27 protein-coding genes and 2 tRNA genes are annotated in these 26,255 nt (G+C 31.6%); 14 read left to right on the top strand and 15 right to left on the bottom strand.

What is annotated here, in order from left to right:
• Positions 1-443, bottom strand: a 443-nt coding sequence (locus B6S12_RS11345; RefSeq protein WP_425454658.1) for a lysozyme inhibitor LprI family protein, incomplete at its 3' end; no start/stop codon positions are given.
• Positions 444-555: 112 nt separating this feature from the next.
• Entirely contained in the window at positions 556-1,983 is a 1,428-nt protein-coding gene (gene gatB / locus B6S12_RS05265) for an Asp-tRNA(Asn)/Glu-tRNA(Gln) amidotransferase subunit GatB (protein ID WP_111229760.1), read from the bottom strand.
• A 162-nt stretch (positions 1,984-2,145) separates the two neighbouring features.
• Here gatB and B6S12_RS05260 point away from each other — a divergent pair, with 162 nt between their 5' ends.
• A complete protein-coding gene (locus B6S12_RS05260) occupies positions 2,146-2,859 on the top strand; it encodes a hypothetical protein (RefSeq protein ID WP_111229759.1) in 714 nt (237 codons plus the stop codon).
• Positions 2,860-3,633: 774 nt separating this feature from the next.
• Here B6S12_RS05260 and prfA read toward each other — a convergent pair.
• The gene (gene prfA, locus B6S12_RS05255) at positions 3,634-4,698 is read right to left on the bottom strand and encodes a peptide chain release factor 1 (RefSeq protein ID WP_111229758.1); all 1,065 of its coding nucleotides are present in this window, start codon (positions 4,696-4,698) and stop codon (positions 3,634-3,636) included.
• A gap of 15 nt (positions 4,699-4,713) precedes the next feature.
• On the bottom strand, positions 4,714-4,983 hold the full coding sequence (rpsT, locus tag B6S12_RS05250; protein ID WP_111229757.1) for a 30S ribosomal protein S20: 270 nt from the start codon (positions 4,981-4,983) through the stop codon (positions 4,714-4,716).
• Between the two features lie 100 nt (positions 4,984-5,083).
• Between rpsT and glmM the strand changes: the two genes are divergently transcribed.
• The 4 genes from glmM to B6S12_RS05230 all read left to right on the top strand — a co-directional run bounded on the left by glmM (position 5,084) and on the right by B6S12_RS05230 (position 10,462).
• On the top strand, positions 5,084-6,421 hold the full coding sequence (gene glmM / locus B6S12_RS05245; RefSeq protein ID WP_111229756.1) for a phosphoglucosamine mutase: 1,338 nt from the start codon (positions 5,084-5,086) through the stop codon (positions 6,419-6,421).
• A gap of 10 nt (positions 6,422-6,431) precedes the next feature.
• Positions 6,432-6,878 (top strand): signal peptidase II, encoded by a 447-nt coding sequence (lspA, locus tag B6S12_RS05240; RefSeq protein ID WP_111229755.1) that lies wholly within the window; start codon positions 6,432-6,434, stop codon positions 6,876-6,878.
• A gap of 12 nt (positions 6,879-6,890) precedes the next feature.
• Positions 6,891-6,965: transfer RNA gene (locus tag B6S12_RS05235), tRNA-Val, on the top strand.
• 233 nt (positions 6,966-7,198) lie between these two features.
• Complete coding sequence (locus B6S12_RS05230; RefSeq protein WP_245892538.1) at positions 7,199-10,462, top strand: autotransporter outer membrane beta-barrel domain-containing protein; 3,264 nt, start codon at positions 7,199-7,201, stop codon at positions 10,460-10,462.
• 141 nt (positions 10,463-10,603) lie between these two features.
• Here the strand turns inward: B6S12_RS05230 and B6S12_RS05225 are convergent, their stop codons facing one another.
• From B6S12_RS05225 to B6S12_RS05205, 4 genes are all read right to left on the bottom strand, one after another.
• Positions 10,604-10,801, bottom strand: a complete 198-nt coding sequence (locus tag B6S12_RS05225) for a hypothetical protein (protein WP_111229754.1) — start codon at positions 10,799-10,801, stop codon at positions 10,604-10,606.
• 29 nt (positions 10,802-10,830) lie between these two features.
• Positions 10,831-11,643, bottom strand: coding sequence for a hypothetical protein (locus B6S12_RS05220; protein WP_111229753.1), 813 nt, complete (start codon positions 11,641-11,643; stop codon positions 10,831-10,833).
• A gap of 8 nt (positions 11,644-11,651) precedes the next feature.
• Entirely contained in the window at positions 11,652-11,972 is a 321-nt protein-coding gene (locus B6S12_RS05215) for a hypothetical protein (RefSeq protein WP_181450964.1), read from the bottom strand.
• 441 nt (positions 11,973-12,413) lie between these two features.
• The gene (locus B6S12_RS05205; RefSeq protein WP_111229750.1) at positions 12,414-12,638 is read right to left on the bottom strand and encodes a hypothetical protein; all 225 of its coding nucleotides are present in this window, start codon (positions 12,636-12,638) and stop codon (positions 12,414-12,416) included.
• A gap of 162 nt (positions 12,639-12,800) precedes the next feature.
• On the opposite strand from B6S12_RS05205, the gene B6S12_RS05200 reads away from it, so the two are divergent.
• Entirely contained in the window at positions 12,801-14,330 is a 1,530-nt protein-coding gene (locus tag B6S12_RS05200) for an AAA domain-containing protein (RefSeq protein ID WP_245892536.1), read from the top strand.
• Here the strand turns inward: B6S12_RS05200 and rsfS are convergent.
• The 3 genes from rsfS to nikR are packed head-to-tail and all read right to left on the bottom strand — an operon-like array spanning position 14,327 to position 15,645.
• Complete coding sequence (gene rsfS, locus B6S12_RS05195) at positions 14,327-14,665, bottom strand: ribosome silencing factor (RefSeq protein ID WP_425454657.1); 339 nt, start codon at positions 14,663-14,665, stop codon at positions 14,327-14,329. The two genes, B6S12_RS05200 and rsfS, sit on opposite strands and share 4 nt — an antisense overlap.
• 1 nt (position 14,666) lies before the next feature.
• A complete protein-coding gene (gene nadD, locus B6S12_RS05190; protein WP_111229747.1) occupies positions 14,667-15,233 on the bottom strand; it encodes a nicotinate (nicotinamide) nucleotide adenylyltransferase in 567 nt (188 codons plus the stop codon).
• Positions 15,226-15,645 (bottom strand): nickel-responsive transcriptional regulator NikR, encoded by a 420-nt coding sequence (gene nikR / locus B6S12_RS05185; RefSeq protein ID WP_111229746.1) that lies wholly within the window; start codon positions 15,643-15,645, stop codon positions 15,226-15,228. The genes nadD and nikR overlap by 8 nt, the downstream gene beginning before the upstream one ends.
• A 63-nt stretch (positions 15,646-15,708) precedes the next feature.
• On the opposite strand from nikR, the gene B6S12_RS05180 reads away from it, so the two are divergent.
• Genes B6S12_RS05180 through truA form a run of 3 tightly spaced genes read left to right on the top strand, consistent with a single transcriptional unit; the run spans position 15,709 to position 18,182 of the window.
• A complete protein-coding gene (locus tag B6S12_RS05180) occupies positions 15,709-16,416 on the top strand; it encodes a prepilin peptidase (protein ID WP_111229745.1) in 708 nt (235 codons plus the stop codon).
• 21 nt (positions 16,417-16,437) lie between these two features.
• The gene (locus B6S12_RS05175; RefSeq protein ID WP_111229744.1) at positions 16,438-17,466 is read left to right on the top strand and encodes an LptF/LptG family permease; all 1,029 of its coding nucleotides are present in this window, start codon (positions 16,438-16,440) and stop codon (positions 17,464-17,466) included.
• Complete coding sequence (gene truA, locus B6S12_RS05170; RefSeq protein WP_245892534.1) at positions 17,463-18,182, top strand: tRNA pseudouridine(38-40) synthase TruA; 720 nt, start codon at positions 17,463-17,465, stop codon at positions 18,180-18,182. Before B6S12_RS05175 ends, truA begins: the two co-directional genes overlap by 4 nt.
• Before the next feature lie 40 nt (positions 18,183-18,222).
• On the opposite strand, the gene B6S12_RS05165 is transcribed toward truA, so the two are convergent.
• Both B6S12_RS05165 and B6S12_RS05160 read right to left on the bottom strand, forming a co-directional pair.
• Positions 18,223-19,392 carry a glutathionylspermidine synthase family protein gene (locus B6S12_RS05165; protein ID WP_111229743.1) on the bottom strand — a complete coding sequence of 390 codons (1,170 nt, stop codon included), beginning with the start codon at positions 19,390-19,392 and terminating at the stop codon, positions 18,223-18,225.
• 4 nt (positions 19,393-19,396) lie between these two features.
• Positions 19,397-20,023, bottom strand: a complete 627-nt coding sequence (locus B6S12_RS05160; protein WP_111229742.1) for a UPF0323 family lipoprotein — start codon at positions 20,021-20,023, stop codon at positions 19,397-19,399.
• Between the two features lie 139 nt (positions 20,024-20,162).
• Here B6S12_RS05160 and hemJ point away from each other — a divergent pair, with 139 nt between their 5' ends.
• From hemJ to ubiE, 3 genes are read left to right on the top strand one after another with little or no spacing between them, the layout of a single operon-like run.
• The gene (gene hemJ, locus B6S12_RS05155; protein WP_111229741.1) at positions 20,163-20,591 is read left to right on the top strand and encodes a protoporphyrinogen oxidase HemJ; all 429 of its coding nucleotides are present in this window, start codon (positions 20,163-20,165) and stop codon (positions 20,589-20,591) included.
• 11 nt (positions 20,592-20,602) lie between these two features.
• Positions 20,603-22,030: an argininosuccinate lyase gene (gene argH / locus B6S12_RS05150; RefSeq protein WP_111229740.1), complete on the top strand. Its 1,428-nt coding sequence runs from the start codon at positions 20,603-20,605 to the stop codon at positions 22,028-22,030.
• The gene (gene ubiE, locus B6S12_RS05145) at positions 22,031-22,750 is read left to right on the top strand and encodes a bifunctional demethylmenaquinone methyltransferase/2-methoxy-6-polyprenyl-1,4-benzoquinol methylase UbiE (RefSeq protein ID WP_111229739.1); all 720 of its coding nucleotides are present in this window, start codon (positions 22,031-22,033) and stop codon (positions 22,748-22,750) included.
• Between the two features lie 103 nt (positions 22,751-22,853).
• Here ubiE and B6S12_RS05140 read toward each other — a convergent pair.
• Positions 22,854-22,928: transfer RNA gene (locus tag B6S12_RS05140), tRNA-Asn, on the bottom strand.
• Positions 22,929-23,083: 155 nt separating this feature from the next.
• On the opposite strand from B6S12_RS05140, the gene B6S12_RS05135 reads away from it, so the two are divergent.
• The gene (locus B6S12_RS05135; protein WP_111229738.1) at positions 23,084-24,877 is read left to right on the top strand and encodes a Na/Pi cotransporter family protein; all 1,794 of its coding nucleotides are present in this window, start codon (positions 23,084-23,086) and stop codon (positions 24,875-24,877) included.
• Between the two features lie 4 nt (positions 24,878-24,881).
• Here B6S12_RS05135 and B6S12_RS05130 read toward each other — a convergent pair whose 3' ends face one another.
• A complete protein-coding gene (locus tag B6S12_RS05130) occupies positions 24,882-25,190 on the bottom strand; it encodes a hypothetical protein (RefSeq protein WP_111229737.1) in 309 nt (102 codons plus the stop codon).
• A 102-nt stretch (positions 25,191-25,292) separates the two neighbouring features.
• Here B6S12_RS05130 and B6S12_RS05125 point away from each other — a divergent pair, with 102 nt between their 5' ends.
• Positions 25,293-26,255 (top strand): methionine ABC transporter ATP-binding protein, encoded by a 963-nt coding sequence (locus tag B6S12_RS05125; protein WP_111229736.1) that lies wholly within the window; start codon positions 25,293-25,295, stop codon positions 26,253-26,255.

The following is a 26,255-nucleotide window of genomic DNA, read 5'->3' as shown; positions in this document are numbered from 1 at the left end:
ATGGAGGGAGGAACTTTTTGCCATTTGCTCCAATCACTCTTATATCTTCTTGCATATTCACATAATTCTTTATTATTAGAATCTAGCACTTCTCCTAGAAGTTTAAGTAAATGTGTAATGCGTTCTTCATAGGCATCTCCTATAAAACGAACTTCATTTAAATGTTTAATAAAAGCTCTTTGTGATTCTAAAAGATCTTTTAATCTTTGTTCTTTATTAGGAAACTTAGAGATTTTTAACTCTTTTCTTAATTGTGTATAGACTTCACCCATATAGCGATCTAAATTTTGTAACTCCCCACTTTCATCATTGCAAATTACCTCTTCAACTCTTGTAGTTGCTTTGGCACAATTAAAGCTAGGTTTAGCTTCTTTTGGAGATTGAGCGTTAATGCCAACACTTAAAGTAACACAAATCCCTAAAACCATTAAAAACTTTTGCATAAGAACTCCCCCCTTTTTTTTAAAATTGCCTACTTCATTTAATCTCTAAACAAATTATTTCCTACAAATTTAATCATTTTTAATTCTAAAATAACCCCACCCCCAACAAAAATTACCCAAGCTTTTGTTTTAACAACTCATTTACTCTTGCTGGATTTGCACCCTTACTATTTTTCATTACTTGACCTACAAAGAATCCAAAAAGCTTATCTTTCCCACTTTTATACTCTGCTACTTTATCTGCATTGGCACTTAGCACAGATTCAATAGCACTCAAAATTGCTCCATCATCATTTACTTGTGCTAATCCCATAGAATCTATTAGGCCATCTACATCGCCACCCCTCTTTTCTACTAAGACATCAAGGATTTCTTTAGCACTTTTTCCACTTATTTTGCCCTCATCAATGCGTTTTACCAAAGTAGCTAAAGTGCTTGATTCTACTCCGCAATTTTGCAAAGTGTTTTCACCTTTTAATCTTCCTAAAAGCTCAGTTGTTAGCCAAGTTACAGAGCCTTTAGCACTTGCTCCAAGGCTTAGCATATCTTCAAAATAAAGTGCCATTTCAAGCTCACTTGTTAGCACAATGGCATCGCTTTCTTTTATACCAAAATCTTTTATATATCTAGCTCTTTTTTCATCTGGCATTTCTGGGATTTTTTTGCCCTCATTCATAAGCTCTTCATCAATAAACACTGGCAATAAATCAGGATCTGGGAAATACCTATAATCAGCAGCTTCCTCTTTTCCTCTCATAGATCTTGTTGTGCCTTTGTTAGTATCAAAAAGTCTTGTCTCTTGCACAACTTCTTCTTCATACTTGCCATCTTCCCAAGCTTCAATTTGGCGTTCTACTTCATATTCTATGGCTTTTTGGATAAATTTAAAAGAATTTAGATTTTTAATCTCAACTCTTGTATAAAGTTTAGAATCTCCCTTTGGACGGATAGAAACATTTGCATCACATCTAAAACTACCTTCTTGCATATTTGCATCACTAATCCCTAAAAATCGCACAATAGAATGGAGCTTCTTAAGATAAGCAATAGCCTCATCACTGCTTCTCATATCAGGCTCACTTACGATTTCTAAAAGCGGTGTGCATGCACGATTTAAATCCACTTTAGAGTAGCTATCTTCGTGGATATTTTTTCCCGCATCTTCTTCCATATGAGCTCTTGTTACACCGATGATTTTCTTTTCTCCATTAACTTCAATCTCAATATTTCCACGCCCTACAATCGGAATTTCAAACTGACTGATTTGATAAGCTTTAGGTAAATCTGGATAAAAATAATTTTTTCTAGCAAAGATTGAATTTTGATTAATTTTTGCATTAATTGCAGTGCCAAATGAAATTGCTTTTTTTACCACTTCTTTGTTTAGCACCGGTAATGCACCTGGAAGCCCAAGGCATGTTGGACAGACATTTTTATTAGGCTCTTCTCCAAAACTAGTGGCACAAGAGCAGAAAATTTTTGTTTTTGTATTGAGTTGGACATGCACTTCAAGTCCGATAATTGTTTCGTAAGCAGACATAAATTTACCTTAAAATTATAGAATAAAAATTTAACTAATTTTATCAAAACTTCTCTTAAGTTCTATTGCAAAGCTCTATAAAATATTTTCATAAATTTTTTTTATTAGGCTTTAAAAAATTTTATGAAATAATTTAAGTTTAATTTTATTTAAGGAGATACAATGCAAGGGAAAATCATTGCTCTTGGATTAATTAGCGGGAATGATGGGAATCGCTATACTTACAAGCTAGAAGATATTCAAAATCTAAAAAGTATGCAAGAAAAGTTGCTAATTGGTGCTGAAGTGGATTTCACACAAGAAAATGGAGAAGCAAAATCCATTTACATCACAAAAAATGCAGCACCTAGTTTAGAAAGCTTTAATGCAATGCTCTCTTCATCAGAAATTCCTGATTTAAGAAAAAAGGCAATCATTGCTTATATTTGCTTATATATTCCTTTAATCAATGCAATTACTGCTTTTGTTGCTTTATTTTTATTTATCATTATAAATAAATCTTTGGCAACTTTATCTCATAGTAAAACTCTGTTTAGAAATTTCCTCATTCCTACAATTATAATGTTTGTTGGATTTTTTATAGCAGTAATAGTAGCAGGAATAGGTTTTGGCACCAACAGTCAATCATTAGCGGCAATAGGAATGATTATAGCCATTGTTTCCTTTGTGGGTGCGATTTGGTTTAGATATCAATATACAAAAGAGTTAGCACATATTACTAACCAACCCTATTTTATGTATGCTTTTTATATTGAGGTTATAGGAGTGCTCACAGCATTTCTTGGTATAGGTTATCTACTTGTTATTGGAGCACTTATTTTAAGAATACTTGCTTGGGTTAGACTAAGTGAAATCAAAAAAGTAGAGCAAATTTAGCTTTTAAGCCTTAAGGCTTAAAAGTTTTATATATGCTTTAAAATTTTTAAAAATATTCTTTAAAGATTTCATTTAAAAAATAACTTATTTTACAGATTTTATGAAAAAATACCATAATTTTCTCTAGTTAATTTTAGTTACTCTTCAATTAATATCTGCAGATATTAAGATTGCATTTTTTAGAATATCCTATAAATTTTTAGTTTAATTTTGGAAAACTATTCTATTACCACAAAAATTTTGAAGCTTATGAGAGTAAAATATAATAGAATATGGCAACATAAATAAGAGCTCTTGTGTCATTCCTAAAGAAGTGTCATGGCTAAATATCTCTATTTGTTCTTTTATAACTTCTTTAAAGGCTTTGCTCCTTGCAATGATATGGTGGGGACACTAAAATTATTATAAAACAAAATGAAGCGTGACAGTCTAAGAAAAAACTTATGATATTAGTTCTTGTTGGATTACCATACTCTTGCCTTTAAGAGCACTCACTGATAATGGCAAAAGAAAATATTACCACAACTCCAAAACTCTGCAATGACAAGAAAAAAGCAAATCGCCACGGTTGTTTCATAAAGAATAAAATAACAAAAGCAAAACTAAATTATTACCAACAAAAAATATAATGAAAAATATTACCAATAATTTGCAATAAAATATCAAGTTACAACATTGGCACAAGCAGATTAATAAAATTTAAGCTACTGATACCAAAATTTAAAAGTCTAAACTCACAATCTATAAAAAATCTAGATAATAACCTAGAAAAAACTATAAATTCTCTTGAAGCGATTCTGCTTGGAAATATGCAACAATAGGATCAATTACACCATCTAAATTTCCACTTAACATAATCTCTTCCAAACTATAAAGCGTTAAACCCACCCTATGATCTGTAAGGCGATTTTGTGGATAGTTATAAGTTCTAATCCTCTCACTTCTATCGCCACTACCCACTTGATTTTTTCTTGCTTCTGCATTTTGGCTTTGCTGTGCTTCCAATTCAGCCTCATAAATTCTAGCTTTTAAAATTTTTAAAGCCTTATCTTTATTTTTATGTTGGGATTTCTCATCTTGCATAGATACACTAATACCTGTGGGAATATGTGTGATTCTAACCGCTGAATCAGTAGTATTTACACATTGCCCACCATGTCCCCCTGCTCTAAAAACTTCAATCCTTAAATCATTGGGGTTAATCACCACCTCAACATCATCTACTTCTGGCATAATTGCTACTGTAATGGCTGAAGTATGGATTCTACCTTGTGATTCTGTTTCTGGAACTCTTTGCACCCTATGTGTTCCACCCTCATACTTTAAGCGTGAATAAGCACCTTTTCCCTTTACTAATGCAATGACTTCCTTATATCCACCTACATTATTTTCACTAGAACTAATGATTTCAACTTTCCACCCCTTAAGTTCTGCATAACGAACATAAGCACGGAATAAATCCCCCACAAAAATCCCTGCTTCATCACCACCTGTTCCTGCACGAAGCTCTAAATAAATATTTTTATCATCATTAGGATCTTTAGGGAGGAGCAAGATTTTAATCTCTGATTCTAAAACTTCATTTCTTGATTCTAGAGTTTTAATTTCTTCTTTTGCTAAATCGCCTAACTCCTTATCATCAAGCAAAGCCTTATTTTCTTCAATAGACTGTAAGTTTTTTAGATATTCTTTGGCTTTCTCTACAAGCTCTTCTAAATTACTTTGTTCCTTGCTTAATTCTGTCATTCTTTTGACATCATTAAGAACATCTTGCGAAATAAGAGCTGCACTTATTTCTTCATAGCGGTCAATAAAAGGTTGAAGTTTGCTAGCAAGCATAGGGAGAATTTTACCTTATGCGTTTGCTAATTTTTTAACAAGTGTGTTTAATCTACTTACTTTTCTAGCAGCTGTATTTTTTGACAAAATACCTTTGCTTACATAGCTGTGGAAAGCTTTATTAATTTGCTTAATAATCTCTTGTGCCTTTGCTACATCCTTAGCATTAACTGCTTCATGAAGACTTCTCGTGATATTTTTAATTCTAGTCTTATAGTAGCGATTTCTTTCTGTGCGTTTTTTTGTTTGTCTAATGCGCTTTTCTGCCGATTTATGATTTGCCATAGAGCGTTAATCCTTTTATAAAAAAATTTAAGCTAAAATTCTATTTCAACTTTTATTAAAAGCAAATAAAAAGTAAATAAAACATTGCAAGGATTTTAAAATGAAGCTCTTTGGAACAGATGGAGTAAGAGGCGAGGCTGGCGTAAAACTCAATGCACTTTGTGCTTTAAAACTTGGGATTTCTTCTGGAATTTATTACAAAGAGCATTCAAAAACTAAAAAAATTCTTGTAGGCAAAGACACAAGACGCAGTGGATATATGCTAGAAAATGCCCTTGTTAGTGGACTTACAGCAGTAGGCTATGAAGTTATTCAAATTGGTCCTATGCCTACGCCTGCTATTGCTTATTTAACCGAAGATATGCGTTGTGATGGTGGGATTATGGTGAGTGCTAGTCATAATCCTTTTGAAGATAATGGGATTAAATTCTTTGGTAGAAGCGGATATAAGCTTGATGAAAAAGATGAAGAGAGGATTGAGAGCATCTATTTTGATGAAAAACTTTTAGAGCAATCCCAAAAAGTAGGAAAAGAAATTGGTTCTAGCAAAAGAATTGATGATGTTGTGGGACGCTATATTGTGCATATTAAAAATTCTTTCCCCAAAGAACTTTCTTTACATGGGATTAGGATTGTAGTAGATTGTGCTAATGGAGCTGCCTATAAAGTTGCACCTACGATTTTTAGCGAGCTTGGAGCAGAAGTTTTTGTCATCAATGATGAGCCTAATGGATTTAATATTAATGAAGGTTGTGGTGCTACAAATCCCATAATGCTACAAGAAGAAGTAAGACGCGTTAGAGCAGATATTGGATTTGCACTAGATGGTGATGCTGATAGGCTTGTGGTTGTGGATGAAACTGGTGAAGTAGTTAATGGCGATAAACTCATAGGGGTTTTAGCATTGAGCGCTAAACTTAATGGCACACTTAAAAACAATGGAGTAGTAGCTACACTTATGAGCAATCTTGCTTTAGAAGAATTTTTATCCAAAAATGGTATCAAACTTGTGCGTTCACAAGTAGGCGACAAATATGTCTTAGAAAAAATGCTAGAGCATGATTTTAATTTTGGTGGAGAACAAAGCGGGCACATCATCTTTAGTGATTTTGCAAAAACTGGAGATGGATTAGTAAGTGCTTTACAAACCATTGCCTATGTGCTTAAAAGCCAACAAAAAGCTTCGGTGGCTCTAAACTGCTTTGAGCTTTATCCACAACTTTTAAAAAATGTCCCCATAAGTTCTAAACCACCCCTTGAAAAAATTCAAGGCTATGAAGAACTACTAGCCTCTATCAAAGCCAAAAAAATGCGTCCTCTTATCCGCTATAGTGGCACAGAAAACAAACTAAGAATCTTGCTAGAAGGTAAAGATATGAAACTCTTAGAAAAAACTATGCAAGAATGCCAAGACTTCTTTTTAAAAGCTATTCATTAAGGATTAAGACTTGTGGATTAAATTCTTTTTTGCATTTTTAACAGTCTTTTTATGTGATCAAGCTATTAAGTGGTTTTTTGTTCTTAGTGAGTTTAACTATGATGGAAGTGTAATTTCTCTCGTGTTAGTTTATAACAAAGGGGTAGCATTTTCTATGTTTGCCTTTTTGCAAGAATGGCTAAAATATTTACAAATCTTGCTTTTAGTAGGGATTTTTTTCTATCTTTTAAAACACAAAGAACTTTTAAAAACCTATCTTTTACCCATTGGCATTATCTTTGGGGCAGGAGTTTCTAATATCCTAGATCGCTTTATCCACATAGGAGTAGTAGATTATATTTATTGGCATTATGGATTTAAGTTTGCAGTGTTTAATTTTGCTGATGTGATGATAAATTTAGGTGTGGCTTGGATTATCCTAAAAAGTCTTAAGAAAAATAAAAGTAAAACTTGTTAGAATCACGCTTTTGGTTCTGTAGCTCAGTGGTAGAGCACTACCTTGACATGGTAGTGGCCGTTGGTTCAAGTCCAATCAGAGCCACCATTTTATCCATCTTTAGCCCCTTTACTTCTTAATTAATAAAAAATTTTCTTATAAGCTAAATATTTATTTATATAAAAAGCACACTTTATACAATCACATTTTTCTTTAATTCTCTTTTACTCAAAAACTATTAAGCCCTAAATTTTATACAAAAAATTCTTTAAAATTTGACATTTTTATTATTTATGATATATTAGATATTTTGGAATATTTTTAAGGGAGAATGAAAAATTATGAAAGTTTCTAAAATATTATCTATTTTACTCATCCCTTTTAGCCTAGCAAATGCTTATGATACAACCATTATTTATAATGGAAATAAGCCTATTTTTCAACTTGATTTTTATAGCAAAGGAGAAAAACTAGATTTTTGGTTTGAAACACAAACTTCTCCTTATACTCTAAGTAAAGAGCAAAAGAATGAAATCATCCGTGCGGCTCAATTTTGGGCTAATATCATAGGAGAAAATGCTAAAAATTTAAATCCCATACCTATTGGTGTAAATACTATGGAAATTGAAAATGCTAGTGCACTTTCTTATGAAGTATTTAATAATCCCATCTTTAATAGGGTATTACAAGGAGAAAGCATTGATGCTATTAGAAAAGAATTAGAAGATGGGGATCTTCCTTTAAAATATTCACAATATTTAGGGCATATAAGCATGGGAAAGCTTGATTGGTATATAGCTCCTCATCCTAGCACTTTGCCTCAAAATGGAAATCAATTTGATACCTTTTCTACTTTCACGCATGAGCTTTTTCATGCTTTAGGATTATTTTCTTATAGGGTTGAAAATTCTATTTTTTTAAATAGCTTTAGTAATCATCTTTATGATAATAACGGAGTTAAATTTGAACAAGGTATGAGAGTGGTTAAAACCCAAGATGAAGTTGATGAGGCGTTGAGTAAAGGCGAAAAAGTATTTTTAATTGATCCAAATATTGGCAATCAAACAGGCTCTCTTAGCACTGCATGGGGACATACTTATTTTATAGGAGAGAATGTTTTAGAGGTGATTAAAAATGCTAAATTGGGCTATGATGGGATTAATGGCATTCCTATTAATGGTTGGGAGGGTGATGATTTAGATGTAAGCCATGTTGAGCTTGATAATTCCTTAATGAGTCATCAAAGCTGGCGAAATTATCTTTTTTATATGGAAGCAGAACTTGCTTTACTTCAAGATTTAGGCTATGAATTTGATAGAAAACTTTATTATGGAGATTCTATTTATGAAAGTGATTTAAAAGATTGGCAAAGTAATCATGGGTATTTTGCAAGAAAAGATGGTGAATGGCTAGAAGGAGTATATAATCCTACAGAATATGGAGTAGGTTTACACATCTATGGCAAAAACAATACAGTTACGCAAAACCATGATATTTTATCTAGTGGTGTGGCTGCAAGTGGAATTCGCATAGATGGAACTAATAATAAACTCACCATTTCCAATGGTGTAAAAGTGCATACTTTAGGAGATTATTCTAATGCCTTATTAATTGCTTATGGGAAAGAGCATATTATCCATCAAAATGGGGAATTAAAAGCTACAGGTAAAGATGGCATAGCTATCAATATAAATTTCGGAGATAACACGCTAGGAAATTCTGAAGAATATCGTGGTTCTTATATGTTAGAAATGAGTTATAAACCTAATGATATAAAACATATGCTTGGTTTTTATAATCTAAATGGTGCTTTGGTTGATACCTTAAATCTTAGTTCTACTAGCTCTACCATAGGTTCTTTAGCATCAATTTACATCGCCGATAATGCTTATGTAAAAACCATTAACATAGCAAAAAATGCAAATATAAAAGGAGATATAATATCCAATTGGAATCCAAATAATGATAAATTATTATTAGACGAATATAAAAATCAATTTTTTACAGAGCTTAATTTTGGCAATGCTTCATCTGTTGCAAATTTTTCTTTAAATACACCAAACAATGCTTGGAGTGTAAAAGCTAATATTGTAGGTTATGATAGCTTTAAAATGAATGTCAATGAAGATTTAAATTTACAAGGGAGTGCTTTTGTTTATGATTTAAACAATAAAGCAAATTTCACACTTCTTTCTAAAAATTTGCAAAATTCTATCCTTTATATTAAAAACAATTTCATGCAAAATAGCAATGCCTCTCTTAGCGTCTCTTTAAATGGAAATGGAAAGGCTAATGTCTATGTAGGAAATAATGCAAATTTAGGTGGAAATCTTAATTTTTATATTGGCAAAGATTATTATAAAAGTGGCACACTAACTCTTGATAAAAGCAATATCATCCAAGCAAATGGCACTATCAATGGAAGCTTTAGCAATATCAACTATGATTCTTCTTTAAATACTCCTTCCTATACTTTAGATTTTAGCTATGATTCCACAAAGCAAGAATTACAAATCCAACGCGACTATCAACCTTTTGCTAAAAAAGACGCAGATATTTCTTTAGCTAATGCTTTAAATGCTCTTTCTATTCAAGGCAATAAAGAAGATATTAGTCTGCTTTTTAGCGAGCTGGATTTCTTGCAAGATAAAAAGCAAATCAGCAAAGCCTTAAATAATCTTAATGCTAATGCCTATTTAGATAGTGCTAAAATTTCTTTAGATTTTCAAGAAAAGCTTAATAAAGAACTCTTGGATGAACTTCATCAAAAGTATGAAAAAGATTGGCAAAGCTCCATAAGCACTTTTGGAGATTATCAAAACTTAAAAGCCAATGGAGATTTTAATTCCTATAAAGGATACAACACGGGCTTGAAATTTAAAACTACAAAAAACTTTAATCATTTAAATTTTAGCTTTAATGCAATCTTAAACAATAATAATTTTGATATTGATGACAATTTTGCTAATACCAAGACAAAAGGAGCTTATGCTGGAATTTTTGCCAAATATTCTTTAGAAGATTTTTATCTCTTTTTAGGACTTAGAGGAGGATTTGAACATACAAAACTAAATAGAACCCTAAGCATAGGAAGTTTTAATGCAAACTACAATTCTAAATTTAATTCTTATCTTAGCAGTGAGATTTTAGGTTTTGGCAAAAGCTTTAACTATGAAAATTTCAACTTTGGTCCTTTAGTATATTTAGAACATAATTTTTTACACCGCCAAAATTTTAATGAAGAAAATACAAGTTCCACAGCACTTCAGTTAGATTCTAAAAACTTCAATATGTTAAATTCTTTTATAGGATTAGATATTAATTACACCCAAAATCTTAATGCAAACACTTTAATGAATCTTGCATTCTTAGGGGGCTATAGCCACGCATTCTTAGATTCTTTAAAAAACAATGCAAATTTTAAAGGAGCAAGTGCTAATTCTTTCTATGCAAAAAGCAATTTAAACACAAAAGACTCTCTTTATTTACAAGGGGAAATTGGCTTTAACTTTAGGGATTTTTTCTTTAGCAAATTGCAACTTTCTAGCAATATCCATAAAGATACGGATTTTAAAGGCAGGATTGAAATGGGGATAAAGTTTTAATCTCCATATTTTCTACCCTTTAATATTATACTCTCTAGCATAGGTTTTTATCCTCTCTCTTAAATCCTCCAGAAATTAGAACAATAAATAGCAGGGATTCTGTGGGATTGCATAATCTATCCAAATCATGATTTTTATAATCTATTCTAATCTTTCGGGCGTGAAATCATAAGGGGCACTAGGATAGCCTTGAGGGTGGGGATTAAGGCTAAAAGTTTTGCTTCCAATACTAAATTTAGTCACTTCTTCATCTCTATCATTATCTATATCTACATGGTAATTAATTGTCATACCATTTTGATAACTATCCATAATAATCAAATTCTCTTCTGTCTTCATAAATAGAATCCACATTGCTTCTTAAGGCTTTATATATCTCCCAAAAACCCATTAACCTCCCCAATCCATCTAATCACATTACCTTTTTTATCAATCTCTACTTCTAAATCTTTGTATTTATTATAAAATTTAGGAGCTAAGACTTCATTAAAATATTTTGTGCCTTTTTGAGTTCTTGCTACCCATATATTATACTCGCTCCAATATTTTGGTGTATCCCAAGAGGTAGGAGAATACATTGTGCTATAAATTATTTCTCCTTCTTTAAGTTTAGGCAGGGTTTTTTCTGTGTATTCTTGATCTTTATAGATTAAAATATCATCTTCATCAGATTTTAAAAATGCGTTAGTATAAAAGAAATTATCTCTAAAATATATCCAAGCTTGATATTTATCTTCTTTATAATAAGATAAGTTTGTGGGATAATCTATTTTATCCCTATCATCATTATCATAGTAAGAACCAAAGTCTATATAACCTGCTAAGAAAAGTTGTCCCAAGATATTAATATATTCGCTTATATAAGTAGGTTTGGGTGTATTTAAAGAAAGAGTGTTATTAAGACTATCGATATTATAAAATTGAATAATATTTGCATCCACTTCATGTCTTGCAAAAAATTCATCATCAATCAGTTTTAATAATAAATATTCAAATGCTAAGAGAATATCTGTTTTTGTTGTGTATCTTAAATATTCTAGAAGTAAATCCATTTCAGAAAAATATTGTTTATTATTTAATGCTTCACTTAAATTTTCATCACTTTTATATCCTATATCATCTTTTTCTTTATAAGAAAAAATGGGATTACCCATTGCATATATTACTTTTATTCTTTTCACTTTTACTCCTATGGCTTAATATGAATAGTTTTATTTAGTTGTGGATTTTTACCATAAATATTTATTGTTTCTCCACCGCTTCTAGAACCTGTTCTGTATATAATATCGATTCCATCATCTAATTCTTGCCTATAAATAGGTTGATTGTAAAGTTTGTCAGTTTTATTATTTGATTTTGTGGCAAACCAAACAAATGAGATCACCTCCTTAATTGTCATAATGGATTGTCCATTTTTTACTTTTATTCTTAGATTTTTTATCCATTCCACTTTAGCATTCCATAAAATAATACATACATAAATAAATGCAAAAGTGAGCCCAGATGACATATATAAAGAAATCTTGTTTTATTTGTCAATAAATTATAAATCCCAAAAATAGCTAAACAAAAAAAGATAAAATTAATACAACAATGAAGTAATAGTTCATTAAACTCTAAAGAAAACCCTTTTAAACTAGAAGGCATTATTCCTATAAATTGCATTGTAATAAAAATAAAAAAATAACAAGAAGTCAAAAAAATAGATAATAAAAAATACTTAATTATCAAGTTTTTGAAGAATTTTTCTAAAAAAATACTTAATAGTCCTAAAACCCCAATGAATAAAAAATATTGAAACATCAAATCATACATTAAATGATATTTAATACCCCTACTTGAATTTATTGCAGCAAAAAACAATATATTAATAACCATTATCCAAAATAAAGCCAAATTAATTTTTATTAATAGCAACCCATTTAATTTTATCATTTTTGTTTTCCTTTCATTAGATAGGTTTGCAATGCTTTGTATAAAAATCATCATCACATTCTATTTTGGTATCTTTTTTATATTCTACTATCAAAGGAATTTTGCCATTGTTTTTAAGAATCTCATCTTGATATTTTTCCACATACTCTAAAAATATACCAAAAAATAATTCATTATTTTTCCATTTCCTTGCTTTGCAATTCATTTTAAAGATTTCTAAATTTTTGCTATAATTTAGCATTTATTTAAAGGTAGATTTCTGGAAGCTTTAACCCCTACTTTACAAGACTTTCTTTTAAATGCTTCGCAAAATTATTATGATTATCTTTTAGAAAATAATCTAGGCTATGATGCGATAAAAATCCACTCCATTACAGAAGATATTTTTGGAATAGTTTTGGGATTGGAAAAAAAGATTTTTAGCCTTGAAGATTTGATTTTTAGCTTTAAAAATGAGGAATTTAGCCTAGAAGAATTAGGGATTGAACCCCTTTATTATGATGAAAATAAAAAAACTCTAGCACTAGCTATCCCCTCCCCTTTAAAAGAAGAAATTTTACAAAATAAAACAGAGTTAAAATTATATTCGGATTTAAAATTTCTGATTTTAAATCTCATTAATTTTTATTCTAAAAACCCCTCTCTATCCTTACCTAAAAATCCCCCTACTCTTTTAAGTCTTGCAGAATTAGAACGCCATCTACAAACCTTAAAAGATTTTCAAAATCCTCCAAATGAGGAACAACTTTTAGCTTATAAACAAATTTTTACGCAAGAATTATGCTATATTTGGGGGGTAGCAGGAAGCGGAAAAACAAAAGTTGTTTTACTCCATTCTCTTGCCACTTATTTAAAAAAGGGTAAAAGGGTGGCTCTCCTAGCACCCACAAACACCGCCTTAGAGCAATCTTTAATCACACTTTTACAAAGCTTAAAAGAACTAGGGGTTTCTACAGATTGTATTTTGCGACTTGGAATGCCAAGCCTCTATTTTTCACAAAACTACAAACAAAATTGCGACCCCTTAATTGAAGATAGAAAAAATTATAAAAAACTCTTAAAAGATTCCTTGCTTATAGCTGCCACTTTGGATACCTTTTTAAAAAGAGAAGAATTAATGGAGCTAGAATTTTCTCATTTTTTTATAGATGAAGCTGGATTTTCTCCGCTTATTAAAACACTTCCTTTGTGCAGTTTTAATAAACCCCTTACGCTTTTGGGAGATCACAAACAATTAACTCCTATCCTTGCATTAAAAAGCAAAGACTTAACCAATCCAAAATGGAATCTCTCCAAAATATTTGGCTATTCTAGTCTTTTTTTAAAAGACTTTTTTGAGCTAAAAGATAAAATTCTTAATCTCTCTTATATCCACTTCTCTAACTTTTCAATCCAAACCCACAAACTCTCTTTTACTTATCGCTATGGGGATAATCTAGCTAAAATCTTGGATTATTTTGTGTATAAAAATGGCTTAAGAGGCTTTGAAGAAAACACACAAATTTTTCATGTGCAATCTAGCTTTAAAAAAGATGAAAAACTGCCTAATGCAAACATTAATGAAGCAAATACAATCTGCACTTTAGCACAAAATTTTATTATGGCTAAAAAGGATTTTGCGATTTTAACCCCCTTTGTCAATCAAAGAAAACTCATTTTAAGCAAAATGCCAAGCTTAAGAGCATTAGAATGTGTTTTTACTATCCACTCCTCACAAGGACAAGAATTTGATAGCATTCTTTTAAGTCCAGTTGCCTTAAATTATTATTTGAGCGATTCTAGAAATCCACTAGCACTTTATACACTAAATGTAGCCCTCTCCCGTGCTAAAAAAGAAATTATTTTAGTGTGTGATAAGTTCTATTGGCAAAGCTTTCCCAACCAATTTTTAGGCGCACTTTTAAAAATTGCAAAACCCTATAAACTCTATTAATCTTGTTTTTGTTTTGCCATTTTTTGTAAAAACTCTTCTAGATTAAACTTTTTTCTTTGATTTTCTGTAAAAAGATGCACGATAATATCGCCTAAATCCGCCACAATCCAATCTGGATTTTCATCATCAATATTAAAAAATGTAATACCTTCTTTTTTAAGCTCTGTCTTTAAAGTATCTAAAAGCGCTAAAGCGTGTTTATCTACAAGTGCTGTGGCAATCACCACATAATCCACAAAATAATCACTCTCTCTTAAATCAAAAGTTTCTATATTTTCGCCTTTTTTATCTTCAATAAGACGACAAATTAAATTAATTGTCTGTTCTATTTGCAATCTATTCTCCATTCATTATATCTTCTAAAATAACTTTTGGGATGAATCCTAAAAGCTCTTTTTTCTTCTTTTTTAAATCCTCCCTTAGTTTTGTGGAGCTAATTTGCACCTTTTGCATAGGCAAGACTTTAAAAGAAGCAGGAATCTTATAACCCTCTCGTTCTATTATAACAAATTCTACCTTTGTTTTTAATTCTTCATAAGAATGCCATTTGTGCAATGATTGGATTTGATCACTTCCTAAGAGTAAAAAAATTTGCTTTGGATTGTATCTTTGAATAAGAAAATTAATAGTTTGTATTGTAGGTGTGGGTTTATTTTGTTTAATTTCATAGTCTAAAATACTAAGTTTTTCTTCTTTTAACTCCTCTTTTAAAAGCTTTAACCAAAAAAGTCTTCTTTGAGGAGAAAATAAAGATTTGTCTTTAAATGGACTTAAAAAAGTAGGCACTACAAATAATCTATCAACTTCTAAAAATAAAAGTGCGGTTTTAATAATCTCTAAATGTCCTAAATGAGGTGGATCAAATGAACCCCCAAAAACCGCTATTTTTTCTACCTCAATCATCAAGTGCCAAAGTTTTTGTAAGTTTTGAAAATTTCACCCCCTTTAGCCCACCTATTTTTAAGCTTAACTCTTCAATCTCTCTTGAATCCCCTTTTAACATAATGGTTTCAAGGCAATTATTATCATTAATATGTGTATGGGTTGTGCAAAGAATTTGGATAGTTTTATGAGAAGCTGCATGTTGCAAATCTATAAGCTTTTGATTAAGTTCTTTGTGATGATGGTTATAAATAATTGTTAAAACCCCAATGCTTTCATCCTGTGTAGTATCCCATTCTTTTTGGATAATTTTTTCGCGTATTAAATCTCTTATAACCTCAGAACGCGAGGAATAACCATGTGTTAAATTACTATCTAATTCCTCCAAAAGATTTTTAGGCAAAGAAACACAAAAACGGATAAGATCTTTCATAAATACACCTTTTATTTTTTAAAGTTTGATGTAAAATTGTATCAAAATTTTAAAGAGATAAAAATGGAATATGTATTTATATGTGCTTTTGGATGTATTTTGGGCTCATTTTTTAATGTATTGATTTATAGAATTCCAAAAGGAATTAGCATAATAACCCCACGCTCCTTTTGTCAAAACTGCCAAAAAACATTAAAATTCTATGAATTAATCCCCTTGTTTTCCTATATATTCTTAAAAGGAACTTGCAAAGATTGCAAAAGTAAAATTGGTTTTGGACAATTCTTAGTAGAGTTGTTTGGGGGCAGTATGAGTTTTGTTTGCTACTACCTATTTGGCTTAGTAGGCATTTTTTATCTTTTGTTTTTTCTTTGTTTTCTATCTTTAGCTTTTATAGATTATCTTTACTTTGAGATTCCTGATAATCTTAATTTAACGCTTTTTCTCCTAGCAAATTTATGTGGTTTTTATTTTTTAAAGCAAGAACCTAGCTTTTTACTTAGTGGTTTAGCCCTCATAGGACTTGCTGAAGTTTTACGCTTTTTTGGGAGCGCCACTTTAAAAAAGGAAATTATGGGTGAAGGAGATGTGCTAGTCTTTGGCTCTATAGGGGCTACTTTTGGATTGCAAGAGGGAATGTTGGGGATATTTTTAGCAAGCATTTTTGCTCTTTTTTATCTTTTATTTTACAAACATTCTAAAATTCCTTTTGTTCCTTTTTTGTTTTTGGGAACTTTTAGCCAATTTTTAGTAAAATACTTTTTGGTTTAATTACAAGCAAGGTAGGCGATTTTGCGGATTAAAAATTATCTCTTTTTAAGTTTTGCACAAATATTTTTTCCTGTATTTTTGGTGCTTTTTTTTATCGCATCTGTTGTTATTTTTATTAGAATAGCAGGAGTTACCTTCGTTGTTAAAATAAGTTTTTTAGAGCTTTTATCACTTTATATCTATACACTGCCTACAATGATTTTTTTTGTAATTCCTCTTAGCTTTTTTGTAGCTTGCACACTTTCTCTCTCAAGACTTTGTTTTGATTATGAATTACCTGTCTTATTTGCCCTTGGTATGAGTCCTGCAAATATTGTTAAAATCTTTTTGCCTATTGCCCTATTGGTTAGCTTTACTCTTTTTATGGTTTCATTTGTGCTAACCCCTCTTAGCGATGTTGCTTACCGACAATTTTTAGAGCAGAAAAAAAGCAGTATCCATCTAAATCTATCCCCCAATGAATTTGGACAAAAACTTGGCGATTGGCTTGTTTATACACAAAATGCTAATGAAGAAAATAACACTTATGAGAATATCGTCTTACTTTCTTTTGCAGAAAATGGAGGATTTATCTTTGCAAAAGAAGCCCATATGGCTAATCAAAATGGCATTATGGAAGTCTTTTTGAAGGATGGAAAAGTTTATCGCCAAAACCAAAATGAGCTAGAAAAAATTGATTTTGAAAAACTCACGATAAGAAATAGCCTTATAGCAGATTTTAGCGATAATCTTGGGGTGCTAAACTATTGGAAAAGAGCCTTTTTGGATAATCCCAAAAAGGATAAAATACGACAAAATCTAAGCCTTTATATGATTGTTTCACTTTTTCCGCTTGCAAGCCTATTTTATTTTCCTCTTATTGGGGTTAAAAATCCACGCTATGATAAAAACTATACGATTTTACAAACCATGTTAGCTGTAGGTGGCTTTTATGGTATTACTTATCTTGCTACAAGTTATTTGCCACTTTCTGGAATGATTTTTGTGCCTCTTTTATGGTTTTCTTTGGGATATTTTGCCTATTGTCGCTTTGTTAGGAAATATTATTGAAAGTAGCAATGAAAATCGCCTATAATGGAGGGGATTTTTATGGTTTTCAATCTCAAAAAAATGATTTTCCAACGATTGCTAAAAAATTAGAAGAGGTTTTTGCTAGTGTGGGGATTTTTAATAAATTTATAGCAAGCGGTAGAACAGACAAGGGAGTGCATGCAAACTCACAAGTGATTTCTTTGGAATTACCCTCTTTTTTTAATGATTTCCACAAGCTTCAATCTATTTTAAATACAAAACTCTACCCTTGCATAAAAGTCAAGCATATTTGGGAGGTAAATCAAGATTTTAATGCAAGATTTAGTGCTAAAAAAAGAGGGTATTGCTATCTTTTATCCCAAACCTCATCACCTTTTTTAAACCACTTCTCTTTATTCCACACCATAAAAAATGAGCATTTAATCCAAGAAGCTTTAAATCTACTCCTTGGAACGCATAATTTTAGTGCTTTTATGAAGCTGGGCAGTAAAAACTCAAGCACTCTAAGAACAATCTATAGAGCAAAACTGCGTAAAACAAAGAATTTTTATATAATTTCTATTTGCGGGAATGGATTTTTGCGCTCCCAAATCCGTCTTATAGTAGGATTTTTATTAGAAATTGATAAAGGAAATTTAAAAGTTTGTGATTTTAAAGCTCAACTTTTGGGAAAGCAGATTTTTAAAATCCCCTGCCCTCCTCAAGGTTTATTTTTATCTAAAGTTAGTTTTTAAAGCTTAAAATAAATAAGCAAAATTTTACATATCTAAAATTCTAACCTATTTTATGGGAAACAAATTTTGACATATTATTCATAATCTCCCCACCTTTTCTAAAGCCCAACGCACACGCCTCATAAGCATAAAAAACATTAGCTTGATAAAGGCTACCATTACAAGAATTTAAATTTGTAAATTCTTGATAAATTTCTGGATAATTAGAATATTCTCCGCCATTTTCTTTAATAGGATTACCCAGTGCATCAAGTATGCTAACACTCTCGCCCTCTCTTCCAAAAGCATGTTTTTTAACCTGCTTACAAGAAAGAGGTGTATAAGAAGTTTCTAAAAGTAAAGGATGTTTTGGGAAAAGATCCCATAAGATTTTTAACATTCTTTTACTTTGAAACATTAAAGTATAAGCAGGGTTTAAAAAGATAGTATTTTTGTTTCTAATCATTGCTGTGATTAAATTTGCAAGTTCGGGTTCATCAATAGCAATGCTCTCCCATGGAATAAGCTTAAACCAAAATTCATAATTTTCCCCATTATAGCTTAAACCCTCACTCTCACTTAAGTTTGCCTCATGTGCATAACAAAAATTTGTATTAAATCCAACTTCTCTAGCAATCACTTCTAAAAGCTTTACTGTGCGTTCTTCTTCCACACTTCCTACAATGCTTGAAAAAAGGATTTTCCACCCCTCATAAACAGAATCAAAGTTTGAAATATCCTCCCCTAAAGTAATCATTCGCATAAAATTATGCCCCAATGCTTCATAGAGGCTATTAAACTGACTAGACTCTTCATAACCATTTTTCTTTAAAAGAGCCCATTGGATAATTGCACTCTCATATACCATCGTAGGAGTGTCTGCATTAAACTCTAGAAGTTTAATAGGAGCTCCATCTAATCCTCCTGCTAAATCAAATCTCCCATAAAGATGCCAATGCACCTCTTCTTCCCAGCTCATTTTAATCGCATCTACTAGGTTAAAAGGAATTCCTAAATCAAAAAATAAATCATTATCAATTACATATTGTCCAGCTTCCACAAACATATCATAAAGCTCATTACTTGCCTCATAATATCGCTCTGCTTCCTCTTCACTCACTTCTATAATCTCATCACTCACATAAGGAGTATCATCAACATCAGTATGCCAACTAAGCCCCAATTCTTCTAAATCTTGATTGCTTAAAGGATTTGCTTTTAAAATATTCACTTATTTATCCTCCAAAAGAGCTAGATTGGCTAGAACGATTTGTGCTAGTAGGGGAATTATTAGAATTTGGAGAATAAAAACCACTACGCCCTGCACTACCTGTTGCATTTTGTTTAAAAGAATTTTGGGAACGCTCATAAGCTTGTGGGCTTTTATAAGTCGTTCTTTGTTGGGTTTGATAATTTTGGTTATTAAAAAGCTTACTACCTATCCAACTTCCCAAAATTGCCCCAGCCGCACTTGCTAAAATCGTTTCTCCTAAAGACAATCCTCCTCCTGTTGGGTTTGTAAGTTGTGAGGTTCCCGCTTCAATTTTCTTATTTTCTTCGGCGATGATTTTATCAATCTCTTCTTGACTTAAAATTCTCTCATTGCCATCTTTTTCTTTTAAAATTACTCTAGTTGTATTACTTGGATATTCTTCTAAAATCTTATAACTTCCATCGCTTTGCTCTTCAATCATAACAGTAGCACCCTTTTTAGTTGCCTCTTCTAGCCCACTATTTGCACTACTATTAGTGTCTGTATTTCCACATCCACTTATTGCTAAAACTGCTACAAGTCCTAAACCACTTTTTGCAAAAATCCCTGCAATTTTAGGATCTTTAATCTTTTTTAAATATTTTTTCATACATAACTCCGCATTTATTAATGAAAATCTTTAAATTATAACATAATTTTATGAACCAAAACTTTTTTATAAAACTATAAAATTTTAAGTCTCTTAAGCTATAATCCTATTTTATTTTTCTATTTTAAGGGTTTAGTAGATGACTTTTTTGTATGTTAAAATTTTTCACATTCTTTCTTTTGTTTCTTGGATGGCAATGCTTTTTTATATGCCACGCCTTTTTGTCTATCATGCAGAACATATTCAAAATAAAGGCTTTTGCGAAGTTGTAAAAATTCAAGAAGAAAAACTTTTTAACTTTATTGGTTATCCTGCATTGATTTGCACACTAGTTTCTGGTGTTTGGCTACTTATTTTAGATCCTAGTTATCTTAAGGGTGGCTTTATGCATGCTAAGATTTTAATTGTAGCTTTACTTGTGCTTTATCATTTTAGCCTTTATCGTTATATGGTAGCTTTCAGAGAAGATCGTTGTCAAAAAAGTGGTAAGTTTTTCCGTGCTTATAATGAAATCCCAACTATTGCTTTGATTTTCATTACAATTTTAATCATTTTAAGACCATTTTAGGAAAAATAAGTATGGAAAACACAAAACTTTGGGGAGGCAGATTTAAAGAGAGTGCAGCGAAGATTTTAGACACTTTTAATGCCTCACTCCCTTTTGATAAAAAGCTCTATTTGCAAGACATTTTAGGTTCTAAGGCACATTCTAGCATGCTAGAGCGTTGTGGAATTTTAAACAAAGATGAAAAAGAAGCAATCCATAAAGGGCTAGATACTATCAAAGAAGAAATCCAAAAAGGAACATTTGATTTTAAACTAAGCGATGAAGATATTCATATGGCAATAGAAAGTCGCTTAACAGCACTCATTGGAGAAGCAGGCAAGAAGCTCCACACAGCAAGAAGCAGAAACGATCAAGTAGCACTTGATTTTAGGCTTTTTACCCTAGAGGCTAATTACAAAATTGCTTCTTTGCTTTTAGAGCTTATAACAACTTTATTAAATTTAGCTAAAGAACACACTACAACCATAATGCCAGGTATGACACATCTCCAACATGCCCAACCTGTAAATTTTGGCTTTACTATGTGTGCTTATATTTGTATGTTTGTAAGAGATTTTGAAAGATTAACTGCAAGCCATCAACGCAACAACTTTTCTCCTCTTGGCTCTGCTGCACTTGCTGGAACTCCTTATACTATTGATAGATTTTATACAGCAAATGCACTTGGCTTTAATGCTCCCACATTAAATGCTACTGATAGCGTAAGTGATAGAGATTTTGCACTAGACTTCCTATATGATTTAAGTATGATAGGTATGCATATCTCACGCTTTGCAGAAGAGCTTGTATTGTGGAGTAGCTATGAATTTAAATTTATTAGCTTAAGCGATGCGTATTCTACAGGAAGTTCTATCATGCCACAAAAGAAAAATCCCGATGTTCCAGAGCTCTTAAGAGGAAAGAGTGGAAGAATGTATGGAAATCTTTTTAGACTTTTAACAGTGCTTAAAGGATTACCTCTAGCCTACAACAAAGACACTCAAGAAGACAAAGAAGCAGTTTTTGATAGCTTTGAAAATATGGAGATTTGCTTACAAATTTTAAACGATCTTGTAAAAACTATGCAAATCCATAAAGAAAATATGAAAAAAGCTTGCCAAAAAGGGCATTTATGTGCCACAGATTTAGCCGACTTTCTTGTAAGCCACTGCAAAATTCCTTTTAGAGAAGCCCACCACATCACAGGTAAAGCTGTAGGCTATGCTGAAAGTGTAGGTAAAGATTTAAGTGAACTTAGTGCCGAGGAGCTTTGCAAAGTTGATAGCATTATCCCAAAAGAAGCACATCTTTCTTTAAGTTTAGAAAATTCTATGAATAGTAGAAATTCCTATGGCGGAACTTCTACAAAAAGCACACTAGCACAAATTGAAAGTCTAGAAGCTTGGCTTAATCTTGCTAAAATAACACACCAAAAAAATCAACGAAAAATGGAATTTTAAATGTCGCAAAAGCAACAAGAAATTATTAGTATGTTTGACAATATTGCAGATAGCTATGATTTAGCTAATCGCGTAATGAGTTGTGGAGTAGATATTGCATGGCGCAAAAAAGCTTGCAATTTTGTTTTTAAAAACCTAAACACAAAAAGTTTGGAAAATCTTTGCATTGTAGATGTTGCTTGCGGAACAGGCGATATGATAAACCACTGGCTTAAAAATGCAAACTCCAACCATCTACAAATCCAAAAGATTGTAGGAATCGATCCTAGCAAAAATATGCTAGAAGTTGCCAAAAAAAAGCTTCCAAATATCACTTTTATACAATCTGAAGCCACAAAACTCCCCTTAGAAAACCAATCTTTTGATGTGTTATCCATAGCCTATGGCATCCGTAATGTGGTAGAGCGTAAAAAAGCTTTTGAAGAATTTAGCAGAGTTTTAAAAAAAGAAGGGCTTTTAGTGATTTTAGAATTCACTAAATGTGAAAATCCAAGCTTTATGGAAAAGCTTATGGGCTTTTATACAAAAAATATCCTGCCCTTTATTGGTGGAATAATTTCTAAAAACTATAAAGCCTATAAATATTTACCCGATTCAATTGAAGAATTTTTGACTGCTAAAAAACTTATTTTAGAATTAGAAGAATTAGGATTTAGTCCTGTATATACAAAATCATTTTCTGCAAATGTTTGCACTCTTTTAATTTTTAAAAAGAATTAGTCTTAAAGAAATTCTTTAAGGCTAAAGCTTATTAAATTATATTTTCTTAAATTTTTCAAAACAAATAATTAAAACAAGAAAGATAATGATTAAGTTTATGAAGTGGCTCCGGATGTAGGATTCGAACCTACGACCAAGTGGTTAACAGCCACCTACTCTACCGCTGAGCTAATCCGGAATATTCTGTCAATGAAAACCGAAATTATAATTAAAAATATCCATCTTGTCAAGCCCTAAACACATATTTTTTAAAAAATTAATATTTTGTTAAATCTTGTTAAAAAAATTCATTTTGCTATAATGTGCTAATTATTTTTTATAAGGCTTGGGTTTATGGCACAAAATTTTCATCGTTACATTCTTATGGTGTTAGGAATTTTATTGATTTATTTTTTAGTGGTCTTTCCAGCTCTAGGCAAAATCTTAGCAGGAGTTGCCATTTTGTTAATTGGTATGATGTATCTTGGAGGAGGGTTCAAGTCTTTTAGTGGAGGATTGTTAGAAAAAATTCTCACAAAATCCACCAATACAAAGCTAAAAAGCATTACTTTTGGAGTGATAACCACCATTCTTATGCAATCTTCCACACTAGTTTCTATCATATCCATATCCTTTTTATCAGCAGGTCTTATCACCTTAGCACAAGGTATTGGTATTATCTTTGGGGCAAATCTAGGTAATAGTGCAGGTTCTTGGCTTATTGTTGGGCTCTCTTCTATCAATATTTCTTCTTTAGCAATACCACTTATTGTTTGTGGAACTTTACTCAACTTTCAAAAAGACAATCTTTTAAAAGGCTTAGGTTCTATTCTTATGGGAATTGGCTTTTTCTTTTTAGGAGTGGATTATATCAAAGTAGGTTTTGAAAGTTATAAAAGCGTTATGGATTTATCTGCCTTTAATGTAGAAGGCTTTAAAGGAGTGCTTATTTTTGTAGGATTAGGCGCACTTACTACTGGAGTTGTGCAATCAAGCCATGCCACCCTTGCAATCATCATTGCGGCACTTCTTAGCGGACAAATTGGCTATGAAAATGCACTGGCTGCCACACTTGGAACAAGCATAGGAGGTGTAGTAACTGCAGTAGTAGCCTCACTTAATACCAATATTGAAGGCAAAAAACTAGCGATTGCAAATTGTATTTTTAATTTTAGTATCGCAATTATTGTTATTGTGCTTTTCCCAACCTTTGTAAATCTGGTAGATTTAGGTGCAAAAGTATTAGGTATAGCACAAGATAATCTAGCACTCAAAACTGCATTATTCCACACCACCTTCAATCTTGTTGCTGTCATTTTAATGTCGCTTTTTATCAAACAAATCGTGCTTTTTTTAAATAAAACCATTAAAGCCCCTCGCGATAAAGATATGGATCATCCTCTATATTTAGACAAAAATATCTTAAACTATCCAGATACCGCTATTGAAGCCTTACAAAAAGAAAGTATTCATCTTTACAATAATGCTTTTGCAATGATTGCACACACTATAGGTTTTAATAGAAGCGATATTAAAGGCAAAGAAAGTTTTGAGAACATCATACAAACTAAAAAATGGTTTAGTGGAGATGTGGATTTGGATTATCTTTATAGAAGAAAAATCAAAGTTTTATTTGATGCGATTATGGAGTTTTCCACAAAGGCACAAAGCTATGTAGAAGATGAAGACAAAAACCACAGAATTTTCTCTTTTAAAATTGCTTCAAGAAATATTGCAGAAGCCACAAAAAACCTAAAACTTATCCAAACCAATATGAAAACTTATTGTGCCTCTGCCAACAAAGATTTAGCAGCCCAATACAATAAAATGCGAAAAGATTTAGGGGAGCTTTTACGCAGTGTAGAAGAATTAAAACTTATGGATGAAGAGAGTGCTTTTCTTATTATCACACAGCTAAAAAGTGCAAAAGAATTACTAAAAGAAAAAGATTATGAGGTTTTAGCACAAGTTGAAGAACTCATCACGCATAAAAAAATTAGTGTAACCAATGGAACTTCTATTTTAAATGACAATTCCTTTATAGCTCAAATTGCCTTACAACTCATTGAAGCAGTAGAAATCACTTTCTTAAAAGTAGGCTGGGAAGATGGATTGGAAAAACCTTTAAAAAAGAGAGCAGAAAGCTAAAAGCTTACTCGCCCCCGCCTAAGATATTTCCTTGAATGCTTCTTTGAATTTCTTGAGCTTTTTTAATAAGTTCTTCTTGCTCTTTTTTGGAAGAATTGATAGGAACTTCCTCTTTAGGAGGTGTTTTATCCACTACACCCATTTTTACAAAACTATCTTCATAGTTTTTACCACCCTTTTTCACGCGAATATAGACACTCCCGCTTGCTTGATCATACAAATAAGTATCGTCTAAATCATTAAACATAACCCAAGGTTGTGCTGACAAAGAAGACACAAAAAGCACACAACAAATCCACTTTTTAAATTGCATCAATAAACCCTTAATAAAATTAATAAAAACTAGGCAATTCTATAAAAATTTGGCTAAAATTGCAAAATCATTGGCAAAAGCCAAATTAACACTAGGATAAAAATGAGTTTTATAGAAATCAAAAATTTAAGCAAATTTTATGGCACTTTACAAGTTTTAAAAAATATTAATCTTTCTATTAATAAAGGAGGTATTTTTGGGCTTGTGGGGCATAGCGGTGCTGGTAAAAGCACACTTTTACGCACAATTAATGGACTAGAAACTTTTAAAGAGGGGCAACTACTTGTAGATGGTATAGAAGTTTCTAAACTAAACGGGAAAGATTTAAGAGTTTTTAGAAAAAGTATCGGTATGATTTTCCAACATTTTTCCCTCATAAGCCGTAAAAATGTCTATGAAAATGTGATTTTACCGCTAGAGTGCTGGGGAGAAAAAGTAGATAAAAATAAAATTGACAATCTTTTGGAGCTTGTGGGCTTAAAAGATAAAAAAAATTTCTATCCTGCACAGCTTAGTGGAGGACAAAAGCAAAGAGTAGCCATTGCTAGATCTTTAGTGCTAAATCCTAAAATTCTCTTAAGTGATGAGGCTACAAGTGCGCTAGATCCCTCTATCACAGGAGCTATCTTAGATCTTTTATCTACTATCAATAAAGAGCTTGGAGTAAGTATAGTTTTAGTAACTCATGAAATGGAAGTGGTAAAAAAAATCTGCAAAGAAGCTGCATTTTTAGAAGGTGGGGAAATCCTAAGAAGCGGTGCGATAGAAGAACTTTTTTTAAGTCCTGATAAAAAAATGCGAGAATTTTTAGGAGAAAATGAAATTTTACCCAAAAATGGAGTAAATATCCGCATCTATTTCCCAAAAGAAGTAGCACAAAATGCCATCATCACCCAAATGGCAAGAAAACTAGATATAGATTGCAATATAGTATGGGGAACACTAGAAGCATTTAACGATATTGCTTTAGGGTTTTTAGTTATTAATATTGATAAAAATTACCAAGAAAAAGTTTGCGAGTTTTTAAGCCAAAGTGGCACTCGCTGGGAAATCGTAAAGGATTAA

Origin of the sequence: Helicobacter valdiviensis (assembly GCF_003245365.1) — a bacterium.
Lineage (GTDB): Bacteria > Campylobacterota > Campylobacteria > Campylobacterales > Helicobacteraceae > Helicobacter_D > Helicobacter_D valdiviensis.
Note: the sequence above shows the minus strand (reverse complement) of the source record. Positions and strands in the feature narration are given on the sequence as shown.

Excerpts from the sequence above, each read along its gene's own strand:
- gatB (WP_111229760.1), bottom strand. The coding sequence starts at position 1,983 with ATGTCTGCTTACGAAACAATTATCGGACTTGAAGTGCATGTCCAACTC.
- B6S12_RS05260 (WP_111229759.1), top strand. The coding sequence starts at position 2,146 with ATGCAAGGGAAAATCATTGCTCTTGGATTAATTAGCGGGAATGATGGG.
- prfA (WP_111229758.1), bottom strand. The coding sequence starts at position 4,698 with ATGCTTGCTAGCAAACTTCAACCTTTTATTGACCGCTATGAAGAAATA.
- rpsT (WP_111229757.1), bottom strand. The coding sequence starts at position 4,983 with ATGGCAAATCATAAATCGGCAGAAAAGCGCATTAGACAAACAAAAAAA.
- glmM (WP_111229756.1), top strand. The coding sequence starts at position 5,084 with ATGAAGCTCTTTGGAACAGATGGAGTAAGAGGCGAGGCTGGCGTAAAA.
- B6S12_RS05230 (WP_245892538.1), top strand. The coding sequence starts at position 7,199 with ATGAAAGTTTCTAAAATATTATCTATTTTACTCATCCCTTTTAGCCTA.
- B6S12_RS05225 (WP_111229754.1), bottom strand. The coding sequence starts at position 10,801 with ATGAAGACAGAAGAGAATTTGATTATTATGGATAGTTATCAAAATGGT.
- B6S12_RS05215 (WP_181450964.1), bottom strand. The coding sequence starts at position 11,972 with ATGTCATCTGGGCTCACTTTTGCATTTATTTATGTATGTATTATTTTA.
- B6S12_RS05205 (WP_111229750.1), bottom strand. The coding sequence starts at position 12,638 with ATGCTAAATTATAGCAAAAATTTAGAAATCTTTAAAATGAATTGCAAA.
- nadD (WP_111229747.1), bottom strand. The coding sequence starts at position 15,233 with ATGATTGAGGTAGAAAAAATAGCGGTTTTTGGGGGTTCATTTGATCCA.
- nikR (WP_111229746.1), bottom strand. The coding sequence starts at position 15,645 with ATGAAAGATCTTATCCGTTTTTGTGTTTCTTTGCCTAAAAATCTTTTG.
- B6S12_RS05180 (WP_111229745.1), top strand. The coding sequence starts at position 15,709 with ATGGAATATGTATTTATATGTGCTTTTGGATGTATTTTGGGCTCATTT.
- B6S12_RS05160 (WP_111229742.1), bottom strand. The coding sequence starts at position 20,023 with ATGAAAAAATATTTAAAAAAGATTAAAGATCCTAAAATTGCAGGGATT.
- hemJ (WP_111229741.1), top strand. The coding sequence starts at position 20,163 with ATGACTTTTTTGTATGTTAAAATTTTTCACATTCTTTCTTTTGTTTCT.
- argH (WP_111229740.1), top strand. The coding sequence starts at position 20,603 with ATGGAAAACACAAAACTTTGGGGAGGCAGATTTAAAGAGAGTGCAGCG.
- ubiE (WP_111229739.1), top strand. The coding sequence starts at position 22,031 with ATGTCGCAAAAGCAACAAGAAATTATTAGTATGTTTGACAATATTGCA.
- B6S12_RS05135 (WP_111229738.1), top strand. The coding sequence starts at position 23,084 with ATGGCACAAAATTTTCATCGTTACATTCTTATGGTGTTAGGAATTTTA.
- B6S12_RS05130 (WP_111229737.1), bottom strand. The coding sequence starts at position 25,190 with ATGCAATTTAAAAAGTGGATTTGTTGTGTGCTTTTTGTGTCTTCTTTG.
- B6S12_RS05125 (WP_111229736.1), top strand. The coding sequence starts at position 25,293 with ATGAGTTTTATAGAAATCAAAAATTTAAGCAAATTTTATGGCACTTTA.